Origin of the sequence: Nonlabens spongiae (genome assembly GCF_002117125.1) — a bacterium.
Lineage (GTDB): Bacteria > Bacteroidota > Bacteroidia > Flavobacteriales > Flavobacteriaceae > Nonlabens > Nonlabens spongiae.
In genome coordinates, this window is record NZ_CP019344.1 from 2,848,105 (window position 1) to 2,865,872 (window position 17,768).

Consider the following 17,768-nt stretch of genomic DNA (forward strand, 5'->3'; position numbering starts at 1 on the left):
TCCAAAAGCGAAAAAGCTTGCGGCAGTGATGATTGCGGCTGTCACTGAGTTTATAGTGACGAGAGGGAGTTTGCTTGTTACGCTTTCGCGAAAGCGTAAAATCCACCCACATTCTACAAATCAAAACCTTATTTTTACGTCAAAATGAATTTAGTAAAGGTATTTTGTGGATAAGCGACCTATAGGATTTTTTGATTCAGGAGTAGGAGGAACGAGCGTGTGGCAGGAAGTTGTGCAGCTGCTCCCGCATGAAGATACCATTTATCTTGCTGACAGTAAGCATGCTCCCTATGGACGCAAATCCAAAGAACGCATCATCGAGCTTTCTGTCAAAAACACCGAGTTTTTACTGGAACGGAATTGCAAGCTTATCGTGGTGCCTTGCAATACGGCAACGACTAATGCCATCAAATATCTGCGCGAGAATTATGATGTTCCATTCATAGGAATTGAACCGGCCATCAAGCCCGCTGCGCTAAATAGTGATACTAAAAAAGTGGGGATTCTCGCTACAAAAGGTACGCTGAGCAGCGAACTTTTCAACAAAACCCAACGCGAGTTTGCGATGGATGTGAATACCATCGAGATCGTGGGAACCGGGATCGTAGAGTTGATCGAGGCTGGTAGAAAGGACAGTCCAGAGATGCGCGATTTACTGATTGGAATTACAGAACCCTTTATGATTTCTGGAATAGATTATTTGGTCTTGGGCTGTAGTCACTATCCCTACATCAAACATATTCTCGCTGAACTGCTCCCAGCGCGAGTGCGCATCATCGATTCTGGTGTTGCCGTAGCTCGTCAAACGATGAACGTGCTTAAGAAACATCATCTTTTAAACCTGTCTGATGAGAAAGGCAGCCATTTGCTATATTCAAATTTAGACACTCAGACGCTTGAATCTTTGACAAGTGCGATTGAGAATAAAACGGTGTCCTATCTCAATTTTTGAGAGGTCGACCGTAGGCATAAAACACCAGTTTATACTTTGCATTGTTGCTAAGATCCCAGGATAGATTGAACCATCGCGAACTCAAGATATGACGGTACATGATATCATCTGATTCAGAACTTCTGCCAAATTGTAAAAACGGATTGAAAGCACCCATGGAAACGCGACGGGTATTGTTAAAGTCCCGCGTGGCAGAAAGATAGAATTCTGTTCCCACTTCGACTTCTGGAAACTCCATTACGATTTCCTCTTCAATTTCTTCAAGATCGTCAAATACAAAAACCGGAGTCAACGGATCTTGCAACCTGCCGTTCTCAAATTTTCTGTAGAGCTGGAAACGCAAGATGCCCTTTGGATCATATTTTCGCTTCATTGCTACTGGCAGAACGATTTTGTTAATGGATGATTTTTGTGGTACTCGTAGTTTGAAAGCACAGATTTGAGCGGTGTTCAGACTATAATTATGCCTGGATCTAGCTTCCTCATTGAGTTGAAAGTTTTTGCTGCGGTCAACTAAGATGACTTCATCTAGGACCTTGATATTGGGTTCAAGAAATATTGTCCTATCAAGATTCTTGATCTGCTCCCTTATTTCGAGATAACCCATTTGAGAAATGAGTAGGGAATCCGTTGGTTTTGCAACAAATTCTGCTTTTCCATTTGCGTCTGAGTAATAAAATTGTCTTGAGGTCAAATTGATGACGTTGACAAATTCCAATGGAGCTTTATCACTTTTATCCAATAAAGTCAAAGTGATTTTCTCCTGACAGAAAGCATAAGAACCTGCTAAAAGAAGGAAGCTCTGGAAAAGAAAAACAGAGAGGGGTTTATTCAAAATAGGAGAATAAAGTGGTTTTGCGACTAGGGCTCACCGGCAACTCGATGGAATCCAATTTTACGCTGCCTCCTTTGCCTTTCACATAAGCAGTAACATAGGAAGTGTTGATGAGGTAGGATTTATGAATACGACAAAATCCCTTATCGTTCAGAAGCTCGTCAAAATGTTTTAACGTTTTGGAAACCAATTTCTTATCGTTTTTCAAATGGATATGGGTGTAATTATCATCGGCAGCGCAGTAGATGATTTCTTTGATAGGTAACACCTCAAATCCTTCTTGAGTCGGGATGGTAATCTTGTCGTGTAATTGTTCCTTACCCGCTGTTTTTATTGTGAGACCTATATTGAGATCTTCTTCTTTTTTCTTGATGGATTTTACGATGTCCACCGCCTTGATCAGTTCATCAATCTCGATGGGTTTTAATAGGTAATAAGCCGCCTGCTGATTCAAAGCATCTTTGGCATATTGATCGTAGGCAGTAACAAAAACAGTTTCAAAATCTCTAGGTCCTAGCTTGTCCAAAAGGTCAAAAGCCGTTCCGTAAGGCATCTCTACATCCAAGAATAAGAGGTCGATTTCTTCTTTACGCAAAAGAGCAAGCGCTTCGTCCACGTTACTCGCCTCTTCGATAACTTCAATATCTGGACAGTATTTCTCTAGGTATCTTTTTAAGATATCCCGAGACACTTGCTCGTCTTCTACAATTATGGATTTTAAGTTCATGTATTAAGTTTAAGATGAAGTATAAGAATAAGTTTAATTTCAAAATCTAGAATAAGTTATTGTCACTCTGAACGCGACGATAGGAGCGATTCAGAGTCTCCGTATTTGTGTCACGATGATCGTCGGGAACTTCGTTTTACAGTTTCAGAATCGTAGGTCAAGTCTTATACTTCAACTTATTATCAAATTTTAGCGTGCCTGTTGCAATGTCCAAATCACTCATCAATCCATATCCCAAATTCATTCTTTGCTATATCGATAATCTCACAGAAGTAAGTAAGTTCATCGATGTTGGGATAGGCTTTTAGATAGTTAACAGGATTACTGAATTCTGTTCTGTTTATCACATTTCCGTATCTGACCTCAATTACAAAATAATCTCCATCAACGAACTGCAATGTTTTAGATTCAGACCAGTATTTTGTTTGAGGTATTCCCCTGAATGTGTCTTTCACTACACGTATCGGTTGCCTATTGTTCATTTTCCATCTGATTGCTTCCATGCTTGGTAAATCCATGGCATAACTTCTCAGAAAATTCTGAAAGACGTAATCAGGATCATTTTTTGACTTTAAAACAGTTTGAAATGATTGCGGGTTATCGCCTGTAAAGTATTCATAGAAAGTTGCAGTCCAACTACCATCTTTACTATACATCTCAAACACAGACGTATAATTTGTTATACCATAACTTTTATAGATTCTGATATGCTCTCGGTATTCTAAAGAATCAGACAAAGAAAGTTGCTCATTTATTAGGGAAAAATCTTGACTTGAGGCTGGCAAAAAAAAGCCTGTTACTAAAAAAATAATTATAGATCTTATCATCTATTGAAATTTGAATTCAAACTAAAATTTAAATCAAAACTGGAGGTGAGTAATATTTGAGTTTGAATTTAAGTTTAGATTTTGGTTTTACCATTCATCACAACCACAACCCTCGTCCCTACATCAGGACTCAAGCCGGCATCTTCCACTTTCATGTCGATGTGGTAATCATGGAGCTCATTGAGCAAGGCAACACGGTTCTCGATGTTTCCGAGACCTTTTGAGGTACGTTTTTTTTGATGCTCAGTTTTCAGGACTTTTGATTTTTCTCGACCTATGCCGTCATCTATGATCTCAACTTCAATTTTCTGAGCCGATAGCTTAGTGACTTTTACACTCAGCAATCCTTTTTCCTTTTTGTAACGTAAACCATGCCAAACGGCATTTTCTATTATGGGTTGCAATAGCATAGGTGGTACTTCAAGGTCAAGTTCTTTTACCTCTGGAGCGATCGTAACCTCGTAGTTAAACTGATCTTTGAATCGTTCATGTTCCAATTTTAAATAAAGCTTGAGCAATTCCAGTTCTTTCTGTAACGGAATGAAATCCAGCTCAGAATTCTCCAAAACGTTGCGCATGAGTTTGGAGAAATCGGCGAGGTATTTATTCGCGGCGCGCTCATCGTTCAAAGAAATGTAGCTATTCACAGAATTGAGCGCATTAAAAATAAAATGCGGATTCATCTGGCTGCGTAAGGACTTGAGGGCGAGTAGCCTATTGTTCACCTTTTGCTGTCGATTGTTGCGGTACATGAAAAATGCGAGCGAAATCAATAACAAACTAAGCGCAACGAGTGAGTAGATCACCCATTGTTGCCGCTGGTTGGTTTCCTCGGTGAGTTGATTTTCTGCATTGATCAAGGCCAATTTATTTTCAGTTAGGCGACGGTCTTTCTCTAGGTTGTCGATGCGATTCTGGCGAGCGAGGAGTTCTTTGGTCCTTCTTGCGTTTTCTTCCAGTTCATTTTCTTTTTCGGCGTAGAGTGCATCTACGGCCGCAACATACGTATCATTGTAATCCAGCGCTTTTCTGGAGTATCCACGCTTCCTGTAGATTTCGTAAAGTTCTCGAGAGGCTTCTTTTTGCACTTCGAGATCATTGTTTGCTTTAGCTTCTTCTAAACTGCTTTTGAAATATTCCAGCGCTTCGGAGTCTTTGTTGAGGTTTTTCAGCGCAGCACCTATTTTAAATTGCTCGCCTTGGACTGTCGGTTCTTCAGCGACCATATCTTGAACGATAACAACTTCTTCTAGATCTGCATCTTCTAGATAGCCATTTGTCATTTCAGACGATTCTGAACTAGCTGGTTCAAAGGCAGTTATTGTGTCGCTCGAAATGGTTTTTAAATTGGTTTTTTTCTCTTTTAAAGCGTTGATCTGGTCTATATTTTGACGCCTCAAATTGATCTCTTCCTCATAATTCTGGTTAGCATTATAAAATTGAGCGGCATTAGACTTTGCGGCGATATTTAGAACTGGGCTTGCCGCTTCAGACACGGTTATGGACTCATTGATCAGTTGCTGCGCCTCGACTTTTCGGCCTGCTTTATTGTAGACAGAGGCAAGCTCTGTTTTAAGATTTGTGGTAAGCGTTCTATTTTCTAAAACCAGCGGATTCTCCAACAATTCTCTGTAGGTATCGATGGATTTTTGAAAGCTGTTGATGGCTTCATAAACACTTGCGAGACCTTTAAAAACTGCAATACGCTGCTTGGGATCAAGTGATTTTTGGTTTCTTAGATCTTCAAAAATTTTTAAGGCTTCCTGATAGTTTCCGTTGCGTTGAAGAGCGTGGGCTTTTTTTATGGAAAGCGATAGCGACTTTTTATATTGAATCGCATCTTCATAGCTATCTGCGGCCAGATCATATTGCTGTTGCGTGATGTACAAATCTCCCAAAAGCTCATAAGCCTGGGCCTGCTCTGTATTTTTTAATTTTTTCGGATTGTTTGAAAGTCCTGCAATGAGCAGATCAGCTGTTTTTTGAGAGTCTTTTTTAAAGTAGAATCTCGCGCTGTCCATCGCCTGCGCAAAGCTCAAGTCTGCATAACGAGCCTCATCTTGATCCTGCACGCGTATCTCAAGATCGTCCAGACTTTTTATGCGATAATACACGGTTTCAAAACCCAGCCCACGTATCACGACCTCTTCTCCCATATTGGCAGGGATGGAAAAATAGCCACGCGCATCAGTCGTGGTGTACCTGCCCAGCCGTCCTTCTATATTCGCTCCAGAAATGGGAGTGCCATCCTCATTAAGTACTCGCCCCTTCAGCACCATGCTTGTGCGTGGCTCGGCGCGGTCTTGAGTGGATTGCCCACTTAAACCTATAGTGAACAGCAAAAAGAAAACAATAAAAATCCCTTTCATCGTGGGTAAAGCTACATATAAATAAATAGTCGGTTGTGTGTCATAGCTGGTTATAGCGGTAAAAAGTGGGTGTTTTTAACGCTTTCGCGAAAGCGTACTCACCACAAGCTTCTTTTCACTCATTCAGACAGCTCATTTACTCAATTTTAGTGTTCAACACTTTTTTATACCTCTAGTTTTGAGTTAAATAACGAAGACATGAAACGCATCTTAACTACATTATTGATCGTCGCTTCTATGAATTTAGAGGGACAACATCTTGGGAATTTTAATAATAAGGCGGCCTCCATGGATATTTCCAGGGCAAACATTGCGACCTCAATGGGTAACGCACCCAGGCACAATCCCAATTACCACCAGACGCAACTTAACCCGAGCAAGATATTGATGCACAACATTAAGGCACTCTATAATGTGGAGGCAACAGATTACACGGCGGTTTTCAACATCAACCAAATAGGAGAAACAGCACCGGAGACGACACGACTTATGAACGAGAAGATCGATCTAGTCAAAGCTGAATTAAAAAAGCAGGGATTTACCGGTCAGTTTGCGGTAGATATGATTTCCTTTTTGCCACAATACGAGATCGAGGTGACCAAAAAATTATTCTCCAAAACCTATACAGAAGTGCCCATAGGCTTTGAACTACAGCAAAACCTGATGATAAGCTACCGCAACGATGCCGATTTTCAAAAGATCCTAAAAGCATGTGCAACAGCCGAAATCTATAACCTCGTTAAGGTAGATTATTATGCGAAGAATCTAGAGGCGATCTATAACGAGTTACAGGAAAAAATCCTTGCTGAGGTGAAGAAAAAGAAAACTTATTATGAAGCTCTGGGCTTTACGATGGATGAATATTCAGTAGAAATGGCCGACAATAAATACTATCACATGCCCAAGGACTTCTACCGCAGCTACGTTGCCGCTGAGAACGTGAGCATGGATGCCTTGAAGAACCAAAAAAACGTTACTACGATAAAAAAACCAACCAGTTATTATTACGAGCCCATTTCGTACAACGGTTATGACATCGTGGTTAATGCCGATATTCAAAAGCCGGTCATCCAACTGGGAATGGATTTGACACTACGTTACACGCCCTTACCTCCTAAACCAGAGCCCAAATCAGAACCCAAGCCTGTTGAAAAACCAGATCCTAAAGTTTACGTAGTCTCACCTAACGGTCCGGTAGACATCAAACAGATTCCTAATAATTGATTGAACTTGTATCGAAATTATTAAAATGTGATAATGTTCAGACCTCCAAGGTTTTCAAAACCTTGGAGTTTTTTTGATTTTTGACATAAATATCCCTTTTCTACGGTTAGTATAAAGCCTCGCGGTATTAATAACTCTTGAGTCATTGTAAGCGAGGATTTGCCCCTAAACCGTATTTTTGAACTTCATTCAAAATCGCTAGAATTTGTCCGCCAAGTCGAAGAAGGTCACGCCCTTAATGCAGCAATACAACAAGATCAAGGCAAAATATCCTGATGCCTTGTTGTTATTTAGAGTGGGTGATTTTTATGAGACATTTGGTGAAGATGCGGTTAAAACGGCCCGTATTCTCAATATTGTTTTGACCAATAGAAATAACGGCGGTGAGCGCACAGAACTGGCTGGTTTTCCACACCATTCCCTGAATACCTATTTGCCGAAATTAGTGAGGGCAGGTGAGCGGGTTGCGATTTGTGACCAACTGGAAGATCCCAAACAAACTAAGAAAATCGTAAAACGAGGCGTCACCGAGTTGATCACACCTGGTGTTTCTTTAAACGACGAAGTTTTAAACTCCAAGTTCAACAATTTTTTAGCCTCACTTTCTGTACAGCGAGAACTTTATGGGGTTGCTTTTTTGGACATTTCGACGGGAGAGTTTTTAGTTTCTCAGGGTTCTAAGGAAGAAATAGATAAGCTGCTCCAAAATTTTAATCCGAGTGAGGTGCTGGTTAGGCGTAGTGATAAAAAGCAGTTGGCACAGACCTTTCCTTATGACCTACCTTTTTTTCATCTAGAAGATTGGGTGTTCCAGATTGATTTTGCAAGGGATTTATTGCTTAGGCATTTCAAAGTGAATTCCTTAAAAGGATTTGGAGTTGAAGGGATGGAACAAGCGCTTGTCTCAGCGGGTGCGGCTCTTCATTATCTTGAGGAAACCCAGCATCACAGAATTGAGCATATCGCCAATATTTCGCGTATTGAAGATGACAGTTATGTGTGGATGGACCGATTCACTACACGTAACCTTGAATTATATCATTCCCATAATCAGGGTGCGGTTACATTGCTAGAAGTCATCGATCACACTACGACTGCCATGGGAGGCAGAATGCTGAAACGCTGGATGGCTTTTCCTTTGAAGGATGCTGCTCAGATTAATAGAAGGCATGATGTAGTCTCCTTTTTCGCCTCGAGCGCAAAAGAAAAAGATGAAGTAGTAGAGGGCTTAAAACGCATGAGCGATCTAGAGCGATTGATTTCTAAGGTAGCTGTGGGTAAAATTTGCCCTAGGGAAGTCGTCCAGCTCAAGAATAGTCTGGAAGCGATAGTCCCGATCAAGGAAAAGCTTCAAGAAAGTAATAATGAGAGTTTGATCACTATGGGAGAGGGGCTTAATCCTTGCTCGCAATTGATACACTTAATTCAGAGCGCTATCGATGAAAATGCTCCAGTAAACATTCTAAAGGGTAAAACGATTGCTTCGGGATATAACGCTGAGCTGGATGATCTGAGAGGTCTTGCCACTTCTGGTAAGGACTATTTAGATAAAATGCTGGAACGGCATAGTGAAGAAACGGGAATCACCAGTCTGAAAATTTCTAGCAATAATGTTTTTGGATACTATATTGAGGTACGTAATACACACAAGGATAAAGTCCCTGAGAGCTGGATTAGGAAACAGACTCTAGTCAATGCAGAACGTTACATTACGGAAGAACTCAAGGAATACGAGAGTAAGATTCTGGGAGCTGAAGAACGCATCAATGCTTTACAGCAAGAGCTTTTTGACGCTGTAGTTCGGGAAATTGTTCCTTTTATCAAAACCATTCAGCAAAATGCACAGTTGATAGGTCAGCTGGATTGTTTAATCTCCTTTGCTCATCAAGCTGTGAGAAGCAATTATAAACGACCAGAAATTCAAGACACGGACGAGCTTGAAATCATAAATGGTAGACATCCCGTGATCGAAAAAATGCTGCCGCCAGACCAGCCCTATATCCCAAATGATGTGAGATTAGATCGAGAGTCTCAGCAAATCATCATGATTACGGGTCCCAATATGAGTGGTAAAAGTGCCATTTTGAGACAAACTGCGTTGATTGTTCTATTAGCACAAATGGGAAGCTTCGTCCCAGCCGAAGAGGTGCGCTTGGGGATTATTGATAAGATATTTACCAGGGTAGGAGCCAGCGATAATATTTCTCAGGGTGAGTCGACCTTCATGACTGAGATGAATGAAAGTGCCAGTATTTTGAATAATATCAGTGATCGCAGTTTGGTTTTGCTGGATGAAATAGGCCGTGGAACCAGTACTTACGACGGAATTTCCATCGCCTGGGCTATCACAGAATATTTGCATGAGCACCCCTCGAGAGCCAAAACACTTTTTGCTACACACTATCACGAGCTCAACGGCATGACCGATACCTTTGAACGCATCAAAAATTACAACGTTCAGGTTAAAGAACTAAAAGATAAAGTGCTGTTCATGCGCAAGCTGATTGAGGGAGGAAGTCACCACAGTTTTGGGATTCACGTGGCTAAAATGGCTGGAATGCCCCAGCCTGTCATACTCAAAGCCAAGAAAATCCTCAAAAATCTAGAAAAATCCCATAAGCAGGAAGATGCTAAGGATGCTCTCGATGCCACTCAGGAGATGCAGTTGAGTTTCTTCAATCTGGATGATCCACTTCTGGAAGATATTAAGAATGAGATCCTTCAGGTGGATATTGATACCCTCACTCCCGTAGAAGCTTTGATGAAGCTTAACGAAATCAAGCGCATGCTGGTAGGCAAGGAGGCAGGTCAGGCTTAAATTTATCAAGTTTTTCTTTGTGGAATAGGGAAAGTTATTAAATTTGCAATCCGTTTTTGAAACGGTTGTTCTTTTAAGAATATGCGAAAGTAGCTCAGGGGTAGAGCATCACCTTGCCAAGGTGAGGGTCGCGGGTTCAAATCCCGTCTTTCGCTCTAGTAAGTAGATGGATTCTTCTATTTTTTTATCATAGACGAGAGAATCAGCGGCAATGTCGCGGGTTCATTCCGATAGCTATCGGAACCCGTCTTTCGCTCTAGAAAAGCCGATTTGTTGATCGGCTTTTTATTTGAAAATCCAATTCATTCTTCCGCTGGAAGAGTAGGCTCGAGTGGTGGAATTGGTAGACACGTTGGACTTAAAATCCAATGGACAGTAATGTCCGTACGGGTTCAAGTCCCGTCTCGAGTACAGAGGCTCCTCATTTTGAGGGGCCTTTTTTGATTGTACCAATATTTGAAAGCTGCGTCAGTTGGAGGTTATTCAAGAAAACTTGAAGTAGAACGGGTTCATCCCGATAGCTATCGGGACCCGTCTCGAGTACAGAGGCTCCTCATTTTGAGGGGCCCTTTTTGATTCTACCAATATTTGAAAGCTGCGTCAGTTGGAGGTTATTAAAGAAAACTTGAAGTAGAACGGGTTCATCCCGATAGCTATCGGGACCCGTCTCGAGTACAGAGGCTCCTCATTTTGAGGGCCTTTTTTGATTGTACCAATATTTGAAAGCTGCGTCAGTTGGAGGTTATTAAGGAAAACCTGAAGTAATACGGGTTCATCCCGATAGCTATCGGGACCCGTCTCGAGTACAGAGGCTCCTCATTTTGAGGGGCCTTTTTTGATTGTACCAATATTTGAAAGCTGCGTCAGTTGGAGGTTATTCAAGAAAACTTGAAGTAGAACGGGTTCATCCCGATAGCTATCGGGACCCGTCTCGAGTACAGAGGCTCCTCATTTTGAGGGGCCCTTTTTGATTGTACCAACATTTGAAAGCTGCGTCAGTTGGAGGTTATTAAAGAGAACTTGAAGTAGTACGGGTTCATCCCGATAGCTATCGGGACCCGTCTCGAGTACAGAGGCTCCTCATTTTGAGGGGGCTTTTTTGATTTAGAACCCTACCAATACTCATGACGATCTAAGTCAAAGATTTTAGCCTTGAACTGGGGCTCGTTGGGAGCGTAAAATTTGTGATCGATTAGTTTCAGATTTTCATCAAAAATGATATAACGTGGGATGGATTCTAGTTTGATGAATTCGAGAAAATCTTTTACAGATTCTGAATCAACATCAAAGCGGTAACTAATTTTCCCTTCCATGATTTCAACATGGATTAGTTTCCACTTTTCAATATCCTTTGTTTTGTCAGTGCTTACATTAATGATCTCAAGACACTCAGGTAAAGTCATGTCATCAAGCTTTTTCATATTGTTCAAACAGGGTGCGCACCATGTAGCCCATAGATCTATCATGAAATATTTCTTACCACTTTTTTTTATGATTTGATTGATACTGAAAGTTGTGCTGTCTACATCTATAAATTTCACATTCTCAAGCAACTTTTTGAATTTGGTTTTACTTAAAGGCGTGATCATATTTTCTATAATATCTGGAGCGCTTTTGTAATAATCAGTTGTGCGAAGCCATTCTTTAGCTTTGAGGTATCGATCTTCTTTTTTGAAATCTTTTGAGCTCAAAACATTTACCAGACCATAGGAAAGATTTTTGCGATAAGCGTCAGTGAATTGATTTGTATTCAAACTATCAAAAGGAATGGTTTCAAGTCGGTCTTTTATATAGAGATAAATCATTCCAGAGGAAGGTTCTCGAGGGATGTAGATGTCCTCTTCTCTGATATGCTCTTCAACTTGTGGGTCATCTGGATTGATGAATTGCAAACTTTTATAGTAGAGAGATCATTGAATTTTCTATGTCCTTCAAAGGGTATCTCCTTTGCAATGTTATAATCTCCAGAGTTTACATAATTGCTTGCATTATATTGAAGGGCGAAACTGTTGTGGATACTGTCCAGAATAGAATAGAATAGAATTTTGAGTCGTCTCCCTTCCATCTGTGGACTAGAAATCTTAGGCTGTCGTAGCTGTTCTCCATTGCAGAGATGTCTAGTTCTGGTTCGCTTTCGCGAAAGCGTAACGCTTCACTTACTTTATCATAAACCAGATCTACTTGATCCACCGTATCAGAAACCAAGAACCTCAAAGCCGGTCGATCGAATTTGCTACCGTATAATCTGATGCCGTAATCAAACTTTGTTAAGGCTCTAGACCAGAAGATTTTATTTTCTAGCCAAAAATAATGATAATGTTGATGTGTTGTTGGAATGTTGGCAACTCGGTAGAGTTGTCAATATTTCAATAACATTTTCCATAGCTCTTTTTCCATCTGCTGGGTGCTCTTCTTCCATCTCCATTCACATTCCTTGAGATGCAGGTCGAAGGTCTTCTTCACTCCATTGAACTTTGCCAGCCTCCTTTTGGTGAAGCTCCAAAAGCTTTCGATCCCATTAATGTGGACGCCGTGCCTGTTTGAGAAGCTCTTGCTCTTGTCGATGCGGTAATGCTTGTTGTAACCGATGTCCAACAAGCCATTGTAACCTCTCCAACCGTCAGTAATGACAACGCTCTCCACGCTTATCTTCTTCTGGATGACCTTCCGCAGGGTGTCCCTCTTCGCATCGGGAACAAGCTCGGTATAGACCCTTCCGTCCCTCTCAAAAACACCGAATACCGGCTGTTTCCAGGTTCCCCTACCACGCTTTTGGGGCATGTTCCTGCCCCTGAGCCTTTTCGCCCCAAAATAAGCCTCGTCCAACTCGACCTCTCCAAAGAACAATCTCTTGTCCTCCTGCTGTTTCTTGAAGATGACCTCCCTAAAGAGTCGAAAATAACGGTTGATCGTCTTTCTGTTCAGCTTGAGGATCTCGGCCGTTTTGGTGGCATCAACATCGCTGCAAAAGCACCCAATTATTTTTTTGATTTTATAATCGCTAAGTTTACTATACTTTACGGGCATTACGGAACAAATCTATACATTTGTTCTGGTCTTAAGCCTTGTTAATTCATGTGGCCTCAATATAATTTGAGAAATGATAGAATCTTTTTCAGAATCATTTTTGAAACTCAGGTAAAGGTGTTTAGAGTATTTGTCGACCAGATTTATTCCAGTTGCCCTGTTTGCTGGTACCAGTATATTAATTGCGATACTGTCGTTCTTTACCTCGTTTTGAGGTTCAACGACTATTTGTTCCTGAACCTTATTGCTTTCCTCTTTCTTTGACTGACAAGAAATGAAAATAAAAAAAATGCAGATAATTTGAATAAATGGAGGACTGAAAAACTTCACGGTTGGTTGTATTGAAGAAATGAATTTCGTTTAAATATACAACCTCTATAGAAATACTGATTCTACCCTTGCTTTACATCCAGCGCATCGCGTAATGAGTTTCCGAGCAGCATAAAAGCCATGACCAGCGTCATGATGGCAAAACCTGGAACAAGTGCGAGGTAAGCTTTGTCGAGAATAATGTACTGGTAATGATCTTTGATCATACCGCCCCAGCTAGGCATAGGTGGTTGCGCTCCAAGTCCCAAGAAGCTTAAACCAGCCTCAATGAGTATCGAGGCAGCAAAATTTGCCGCACAAATCACGATTACGGGTGCCATGATATTGGGTAAAATATGTCGGGTGATGATGCGCCAGTCGTCATATCCCAGCGCCCGAGCAGCGGTCACGTATTGGAACTTTCGCGCCGTTATCACCTGACCTCGTACCACACGAGCAACTTCTACCCACATGGTGAGTCCCACGGCTATGAAAACGGTAAAAAATCCTTTCCCCAAAGCGATACTAATCGCAATCACCATGAGTAAAGTTGGTATGGACCAGCTCACATTAATGATCCACATGATAACAGCATCGATTCTACCGCCGTAATATCCAGCAAGTGCTCCCAGTAAAATTCCAATCACCAGCGAAATGAATACCGTTACAAATCCTATGGAAATGCTGATGCGTGCCCCCACCAGCATACGACTGAGCAGGTCACGACCATATTTGTCGGTGCCTAGCAAGAATGTTTTAGTATGGGTGTAGCTTTCGCGAAAGCGAGACAGTTCTATACCTCTCGCTTCTTCATACTTTAAGAGATGGTAAGCTTGCTCATTGCCATCCACATCAAAAGGCTGATAATAAATGCTACCGTTCTCCTGCTTGAGATTCTTGAAAGGAATCTCCTCAAACTCTGGCGTGCTACCGTTAAACCAAACCCATATAGAAGTGTCTTGGTTATTGTTCAGTGGCAACTGAAGCATATCTACAGTAAAGCCGGGTGGCTGGGAGTGAATGCTCAAATGCATCTGGTTTGCGTGGCGGGTGCTGTCTGGGGCTAGGATATAGGCAAAAAGCGCGCAGAAAGCATAGAATACGATCACGCAAAAACTAGTAACGCCCCAAAAATCCCTGCGGAATTTCTGGAGCGCTAGTTTCCATAACGAGCCGTTCTTACGAGCCATTAATTCTTAATCGTGTACTTATTATCCTTGTATTGCAAGTTATTCATGCGCAAGTCTTTTAAAATATTGATTGCTTCAGCAAGATAGATATCTTTTTTCAGGCTCTTCATCCAGCGATCTCTCTTTTCTTTGAGGACACTATCGCGTTGCGTTACGGCAATATCGTTTTTGAGCAGTTCAAACTCTAGATTATTTTTGTAATCATCGAGTTTCTCGTATTTCTCCGTTGTTTTATCCAGCTCTTTGATTCTAGCGGTGTAAGTGTCCAGATTAAGCGGGATGTCATGGTCATCTCTTTGAGCTGCGAGCCACTGCGCATTTTCATCTATCAGCTTAAAATTGTCATTTGCAGCGATACGCTCTCTAGATTTTTCAATGGTTTCTGCTAGGTTAATATAACCTTGAAACTTATCGTACTCTGCCGCTGGAATCTCGTCATAAGGAAGTGGGAACTGCTCATCGCGCTCGCCTACCTCTATATAACTGTATCTGTTAGGTGCCACGACATCACTTTTCACTCCTTCTAATTGTGTGCTGCTACCGTTAACACGATAGAATTTTTGAGTGGTAAGTTTGATCGCACCCAGATCACCCAGTTCATTGCTGCGTACCCATCTATTAAGGTCCTCAAAGTTTTGAACGGTTCCTTTACCAAAGGTTTGCTCGCTTCCCAAAATCACCGCACGGTCATAATCTTGCAAAGCTGCTGCAAGAATCTCAGATGCTGATGCGCTGAATTCGTTCACCATGATCACGAGTGGTCCTTCCCAGATTACATCACCATTGTCCATGTCTTTAAGAACTTGGGTCTGTCTATTTTTAAGAGCTACCTGTACCACTGGACCTTCTTCAATAAACAATCCAGCCATTTCTACGACTTCCCGCAGCGAGCCACCACCATTGTTCCTCAAGTCCAGAACAAGACCTTGCATCCCTTCATCTTTCAATCTCTGGATTTCCCTGCGTACATCATTTCCAGAGGCTCGACCGTTAGGATCTTCCATGTCAAAGTAGAACTTAGGCAGATCGATCAGTCCATATCTCAATCCATCTTCCATGGTCATGATGGATTTTGCGTAGGTGTCTTCAAGCTCAACCACGTCACGAGTTAATGTGAGCTCTTCAATTTTACCATCTACTTTTTTCAAGGTCAAGATTACTTTGGTTCCTTTGGGACCTTTGATCAATTCTACGGCATCTGCTATGCGCATGCCTACGATTGAAGTTGCGATCGTGTCGTTTTCTTGTTTTACTTTGAGGATTTTATCGCCCACTTCAATTTCTTGACTTTTCCAGGCGGGTCCACCAGAAATGATTTCCAAGACGCTTATGTAGTCCATCTTTTTCTGAAGGCGAGCACCGATTCCTTCCAGCTTTCCGCTCATGGAAATGTCAAAACGATCCTTGTTGCGAGGCGGGAAGTAGTTAGTATGCGGGTCAAAGTGCGTTGTGATAGCATTCATAAAGAGCGAGAAGTAATCAATACGCTCCACCTCATCACTGAGACTGAAGTTCTCATCCATATTGCGCTTTACCTCATCACGAGCGTCTTTCTCGATCTCGGTCATGGACTTTTGCTCTCCTTCTTCTTTGTCTTCTTGTTCTTCTATGCGGTCGTATACACTATTCAATACAGAGAGTTTGAGCATTTTTCTCCAGCGCTCAGTAAGTTCCTTTTTGTTGCTGGCATATGGCTGACTTTCATAGTCCATGTTAATCTCTTCATCAACAGTGAAGTCAAATGGCTGATCGATCAAAGATTTGTAGATTTTCTCACTGTCTTTTTGCCTTTTCAAATAACGCTCATAAACCAGATTGAATAGATCCACCTTGCTGTCCCTGATTTGATCATCGATCAGATACTGATAGGTCTCAAACTCGTCATAGTCCGCTTGGGTAAAATAACGCTTCCCGGGATCCATGTCGTTTATGAAATTGTCAAACACATCTTTTGAAAATTGATCTGTAAGATCTGATGGATTGTAGTGATTACGTTTCAACACGTGAGAAATCAGGTTAACGAGCAGTTGCTCTTTTTCTCGATCACCAGGATCTACCGTGTTAGTAAAACTGCAACTAGCGGTCGCTATAAGTAGCGTGAATATGGCCAGTGCAAAATTATTTTTAAGGAACTTCATAATCATCTTCATTTGTACATCTCTAGATATAAAAAACCATGCCATTATAGAACTCGGTAATGTAAGGCTGCTTTTGATCTGGAACGGGCTAATTTACTTAAATTTAACCCAACTATGCTGCATGCTTTGCTTAACGTGTGTTAACGGTAGGAATAACCTTTGCATAGAGTATGCGCAGTGTACATTTTGTAATTTGGCTCTTTGATGGTTCGCTTTCGCGAAAGCGAGATAAATAACAGCAATGTCAACAAAATCTAGAAACAGAAACCGCAAATAATCAATGGAAGAAAATAAGAAGCCGTTAATCCTAGTCACAAATGATGACGGCATCACTGCCAAAGGAATACGCGCCCTCATAGAAATTGCATCCCAACTGGGAGACGTGGTGGTCGTGGCTCCAGACAAACCGCAAAGTGCCATGGGACACGCTATCACTATTAACAACACGCTGTATTTGAAGGAGTTCAAACAGCATGATTACGATCATAAGGAATATATGATTAGTGGTACGCCGGTAGATAGTGTGAAAATGGCACGACACGAGATTCTGGGCAGGAAACCAGACTTGTGTCTGAGCGGTATCAATCACGGTAGCAACAGCGCGATCAACGTGATCTATAGCGGAACGATGAGCGCGGCGGTAGAGGCTGGGATAGAAGGAATTCCTGCGATAGGATTTTCGCTATGTGATTACAGCCCAGACGCCGACTTCTCACAATCCACCCACTTTGTAAAACACATCATTGAGCAGGTGCTTAAAAACGGCATGGCACCGGGAGTCGTGCTTAACGTAAACATCCCCAAAGCCCAAAAAGAAAATTTAAAAGGCATCAAAGTTTGCAGGCAGGCGCGAGCACATTGGGTAGAAGAGTTTGACAAACGTACCAATCCGTACGGCAAGGATTATTACTGGCTTACGGGTAAGTTTGTGAACAATGATAAAGGCGAGGACACTGATGAATGGGCACTGGCAAACAATTACATCTCCATCGTACCGACTCAATACGACCTCACGGCACATCACTTCATAAGCGAATTAAACACTTGGGATCTTGATAGTTAAAATTTTAAAGGGCTTTGTTCTGGGACTCATTGCCAATGTTTTGGGGAGTTACCTCTACATATCCATTTTTAGTAAGGAGAGTGTGGAATACACGATTGAGCAAGGAATAGAAAAAGGATTTATAGGAGGTATCATAGCACTTGGCGCTATTTTGAACCTGATCTTGTTCTTTTTTTTTGTTACCAAGAAAATAGGAAAATATCAAAAAGTCCCTCAATATTATGAAGCTCGTGGTGTTTTACTGGCAACGGTTATTGCCGCGCTTGCTGTTTTATATTTTGAATTCTGA

The 17,768-nt window shown here is 41.6% G+C and carries 14 protein-coding genes and 2 tRNA genes; 7 read left to right on the forward strand and 9 right to left on the reverse strand.

The features are described 5' to 3' along the window. Positions 1-166 precede the first annotated feature (166 nt). Complete coding sequence (gene murI / locus BST97_RS13005; RefSeq protein ID WP_085767648.1) at positions 167-952, forward strand: glutamate racemase; 786 nt, start codon at positions 167-169, stop codon at positions 950-952. On the opposite strand, the gene BST97_RS13010 is transcribed toward murI, so the two are convergent. From BST97_RS13010 to BST97_RS13025, 4 genes are all read right to left on the reverse strand, one after another. Continuing rightward, on the reverse strand, positions 942-1,787 hold the full coding sequence (locus BST97_RS13010) for a peptidase associated/transthyretin-like domain-containing protein (protein WP_085767649.1): 846 nt from the start codon (positions 1,785-1,787) through the stop codon (positions 942-944). The genes murI and BST97_RS13010 overlap by 11 nt on opposite strands. Then, on the reverse strand, positions 1,780-2,514 hold the full coding sequence (locus BST97_RS13015) for a LytR/AlgR family response regulator transcription factor (protein ID WP_085767650.1): 735 nt from the start codon (positions 2,512-2,514) through the stop codon (positions 1,780-1,782). The genes BST97_RS13010 and BST97_RS13015 overlap by 8 nt, the downstream gene beginning before the upstream one ends. A gap of 215 nt (positions 2,515-2,729) precedes the next feature. After that, on the reverse strand, positions 2,730-3,341 hold the full coding sequence (locus tag BST97_RS13020) for a hypothetical protein (protein WP_085767651.1): 612 nt from the start codon (positions 3,339-3,341) through the stop codon (positions 2,730-2,732). A gap of 74 nt (positions 3,342-3,415) precedes the next feature. Beyond that, positions 3,416-5,710, reverse strand: coding sequence for a histidine kinase (locus BST97_RS13025; RefSeq protein WP_085767652.1), 2,295 nt, complete (start codon positions 5,708-5,710; stop codon positions 3,416-3,418). A 198-nt stretch (positions 5,711-5,908) separates the two neighbouring features. On the opposite strand from BST97_RS13025, the gene BST97_RS13030 reads away from it, so the two are divergent. From BST97_RS13030 to BST97_RS13045, 4 genes are all read left to right on the forward strand, one after another. Continuing rightward, positions 5,909-6,934: an SIMPL domain-containing protein gene (locus BST97_RS13030; RefSeq protein ID WP_085767653.1), complete on the forward strand. Its 1,026-nt coding sequence runs from the start codon at positions 5,909-5,911 to the stop codon at positions 6,932-6,934. A gap of 205 nt (positions 6,935-7,139) precedes the next feature. Further along, entirely contained in the window at positions 7,140-9,752 is a 2,613-nt protein-coding gene (gene mutS, locus BST97_RS13035) for a DNA mismatch repair protein MutS (RefSeq protein ID WP_085767654.1), read from the forward strand. Positions 9,753-9,835: 83 nt separating this feature from the next. Beyond that, positions 9,836-9,907: transfer RNA gene (locus BST97_RS13040), tRNA-Gly, on the forward strand. Between the two features lie 170 nt (positions 9,908-10,077). After that, positions 10,078-10,163, forward strand: a tRNA-Leu gene (locus BST97_RS13045). Positions 10,164-10,864: 701 nt separating this feature from the next. On the opposite strand, the gene BST97_RS13050 is transcribed toward BST97_RS13045, so the two are convergent. From BST97_RS13050 to BST97_RS13075, 5 genes are all read right to left on the reverse strand, one after another. Beyond that, positions 10,865-11,644: a TlpA family protein disulfide reductase gene (locus BST97_RS13050; protein ID WP_085767655.1), complete on the reverse strand. Its 780-nt coding sequence runs from the start codon at positions 11,642-11,644 to the stop codon at positions 10,865-10,867. Between the two features lie 79 nt (positions 11,645-11,723). Then, positions 11,724-11,966, reverse strand: coding sequence for a hypothetical protein (locus BST97_RS13055; protein ID WP_157111673.1), 243 nt, complete (start codon positions 11,964-11,966; stop codon positions 11,724-11,726). Between the two features lie 144 nt (positions 11,967-12,110). Continuing rightward, positions 12,111-12,779 carry an IS1595 family transposase gene (locus tag BST97_RS13060; RefSeq protein WP_085766954.1) on the reverse strand — a complete coding sequence of 223 codons (669 nt, stop codon included), beginning with the start codon at positions 12,777-12,779 and terminating at the stop codon, positions 12,111-12,113. A gap of 392 nt (positions 12,780-13,171) precedes the next feature. Next, positions 13,172-14,278: an ABC transporter permease gene (locus tag BST97_RS13070; RefSeq protein WP_085767658.1), complete on the reverse strand. Its 1,107-nt coding sequence runs from the start codon at positions 14,276-14,278 to the stop codon at positions 13,172-13,174. After that, positions 14,278-16,416 carry a carboxy terminal-processing peptidase gene (locus BST97_RS13075; protein WP_085768261.1) on the reverse strand — a complete coding sequence of 713 codons (2,139 nt, stop codon included), beginning with the start codon at positions 16,414-16,416 and terminating at the stop codon, positions 14,278-14,280. The genes BST97_RS13070 and BST97_RS13075 overlap by 1 nt, the downstream gene beginning before the upstream one ends. Positions 16,417-16,696: 280 nt before the next feature. Here BST97_RS13075 and surE point away from each other — a divergent pair, with 280 nt between their 5' ends. After that, complete coding sequence (gene surE, locus BST97_RS13080; protein ID WP_085767659.1) at positions 16,697-17,479, forward strand: 5'/3'-nucleotidase SurE; 783 nt, start codon at positions 16,697-16,699, stop codon at positions 17,477-17,479. Continuing rightward, complete coding sequence (locus BST97_RS13085) at positions 17,469-17,768, forward strand: hypothetical protein (RefSeq protein ID WP_245833577.1); 300 nt, start codon at positions 17,469-17,471, stop codon at positions 17,766-17,768. The genes surE and BST97_RS13085 overlap by 11 nt, the downstream gene beginning before the upstream one ends.

What these genes read in the sequence shown, in the direction of transcription:
- BST97_RS13020 (WP_085767651.1), bottom strand. Translation starts at nt 3,341, where the DNA reads ATGATAAGATCTATAATTATTTTTTTAGTAACAGGCTTTTTTTTGCCA.
- BST97_RS13015 (WP_085767650.1), bottom strand. Translation starts at nt 2,514, where the DNA reads ATGAACTTAAAATCCATAATTGTAGAAGACGAGCAAGTGTCTCGGGAT.
- BST97_RS13060 (WP_085766954.1), bottom strand. Translation starts at nt 12,779, where the DNA reads ATGCCCGTAAAGTATAGTAAACTTAGCGATTATAAAATCAAAAAAATA.
- BST97_RS13075 (WP_085768261.1), bottom strand. Translation starts at nt 16,416, where the DNA reads ATGAAGTTCCTTAAAAATAATTTTGCACTGGCCATATTCACGCTACTT.
- BST97_RS13070 (WP_085767658.1), bottom strand. Translation starts at nt 14,278, where the DNA reads ATGGCTCGTAAGAACGGCTCGTTATGGAAACTAGCGCTCCAGAAATTC.
- BST97_RS13030 (WP_085767653.1), top strand. Translation starts at nt 5,909, where the DNA reads ATGAAACGCATCTTAACTACATTATTGATCGTCGCTTCTATGAATTTA.
- BST97_RS13025 (WP_085767652.1), bottom strand. Translation starts at nt 5,710, where the DNA reads ATGAAAGGGATTTTTATTGTTTTCTTTTTGCTGTTCACTATAGGTTTA.
- surE (WP_085767659.1), top strand. Translation starts at nt 16,697, where the DNA reads ATGGAAGAAAATAAGAAGCCGTTAATCCTAGTCACAAATGATGACGGC.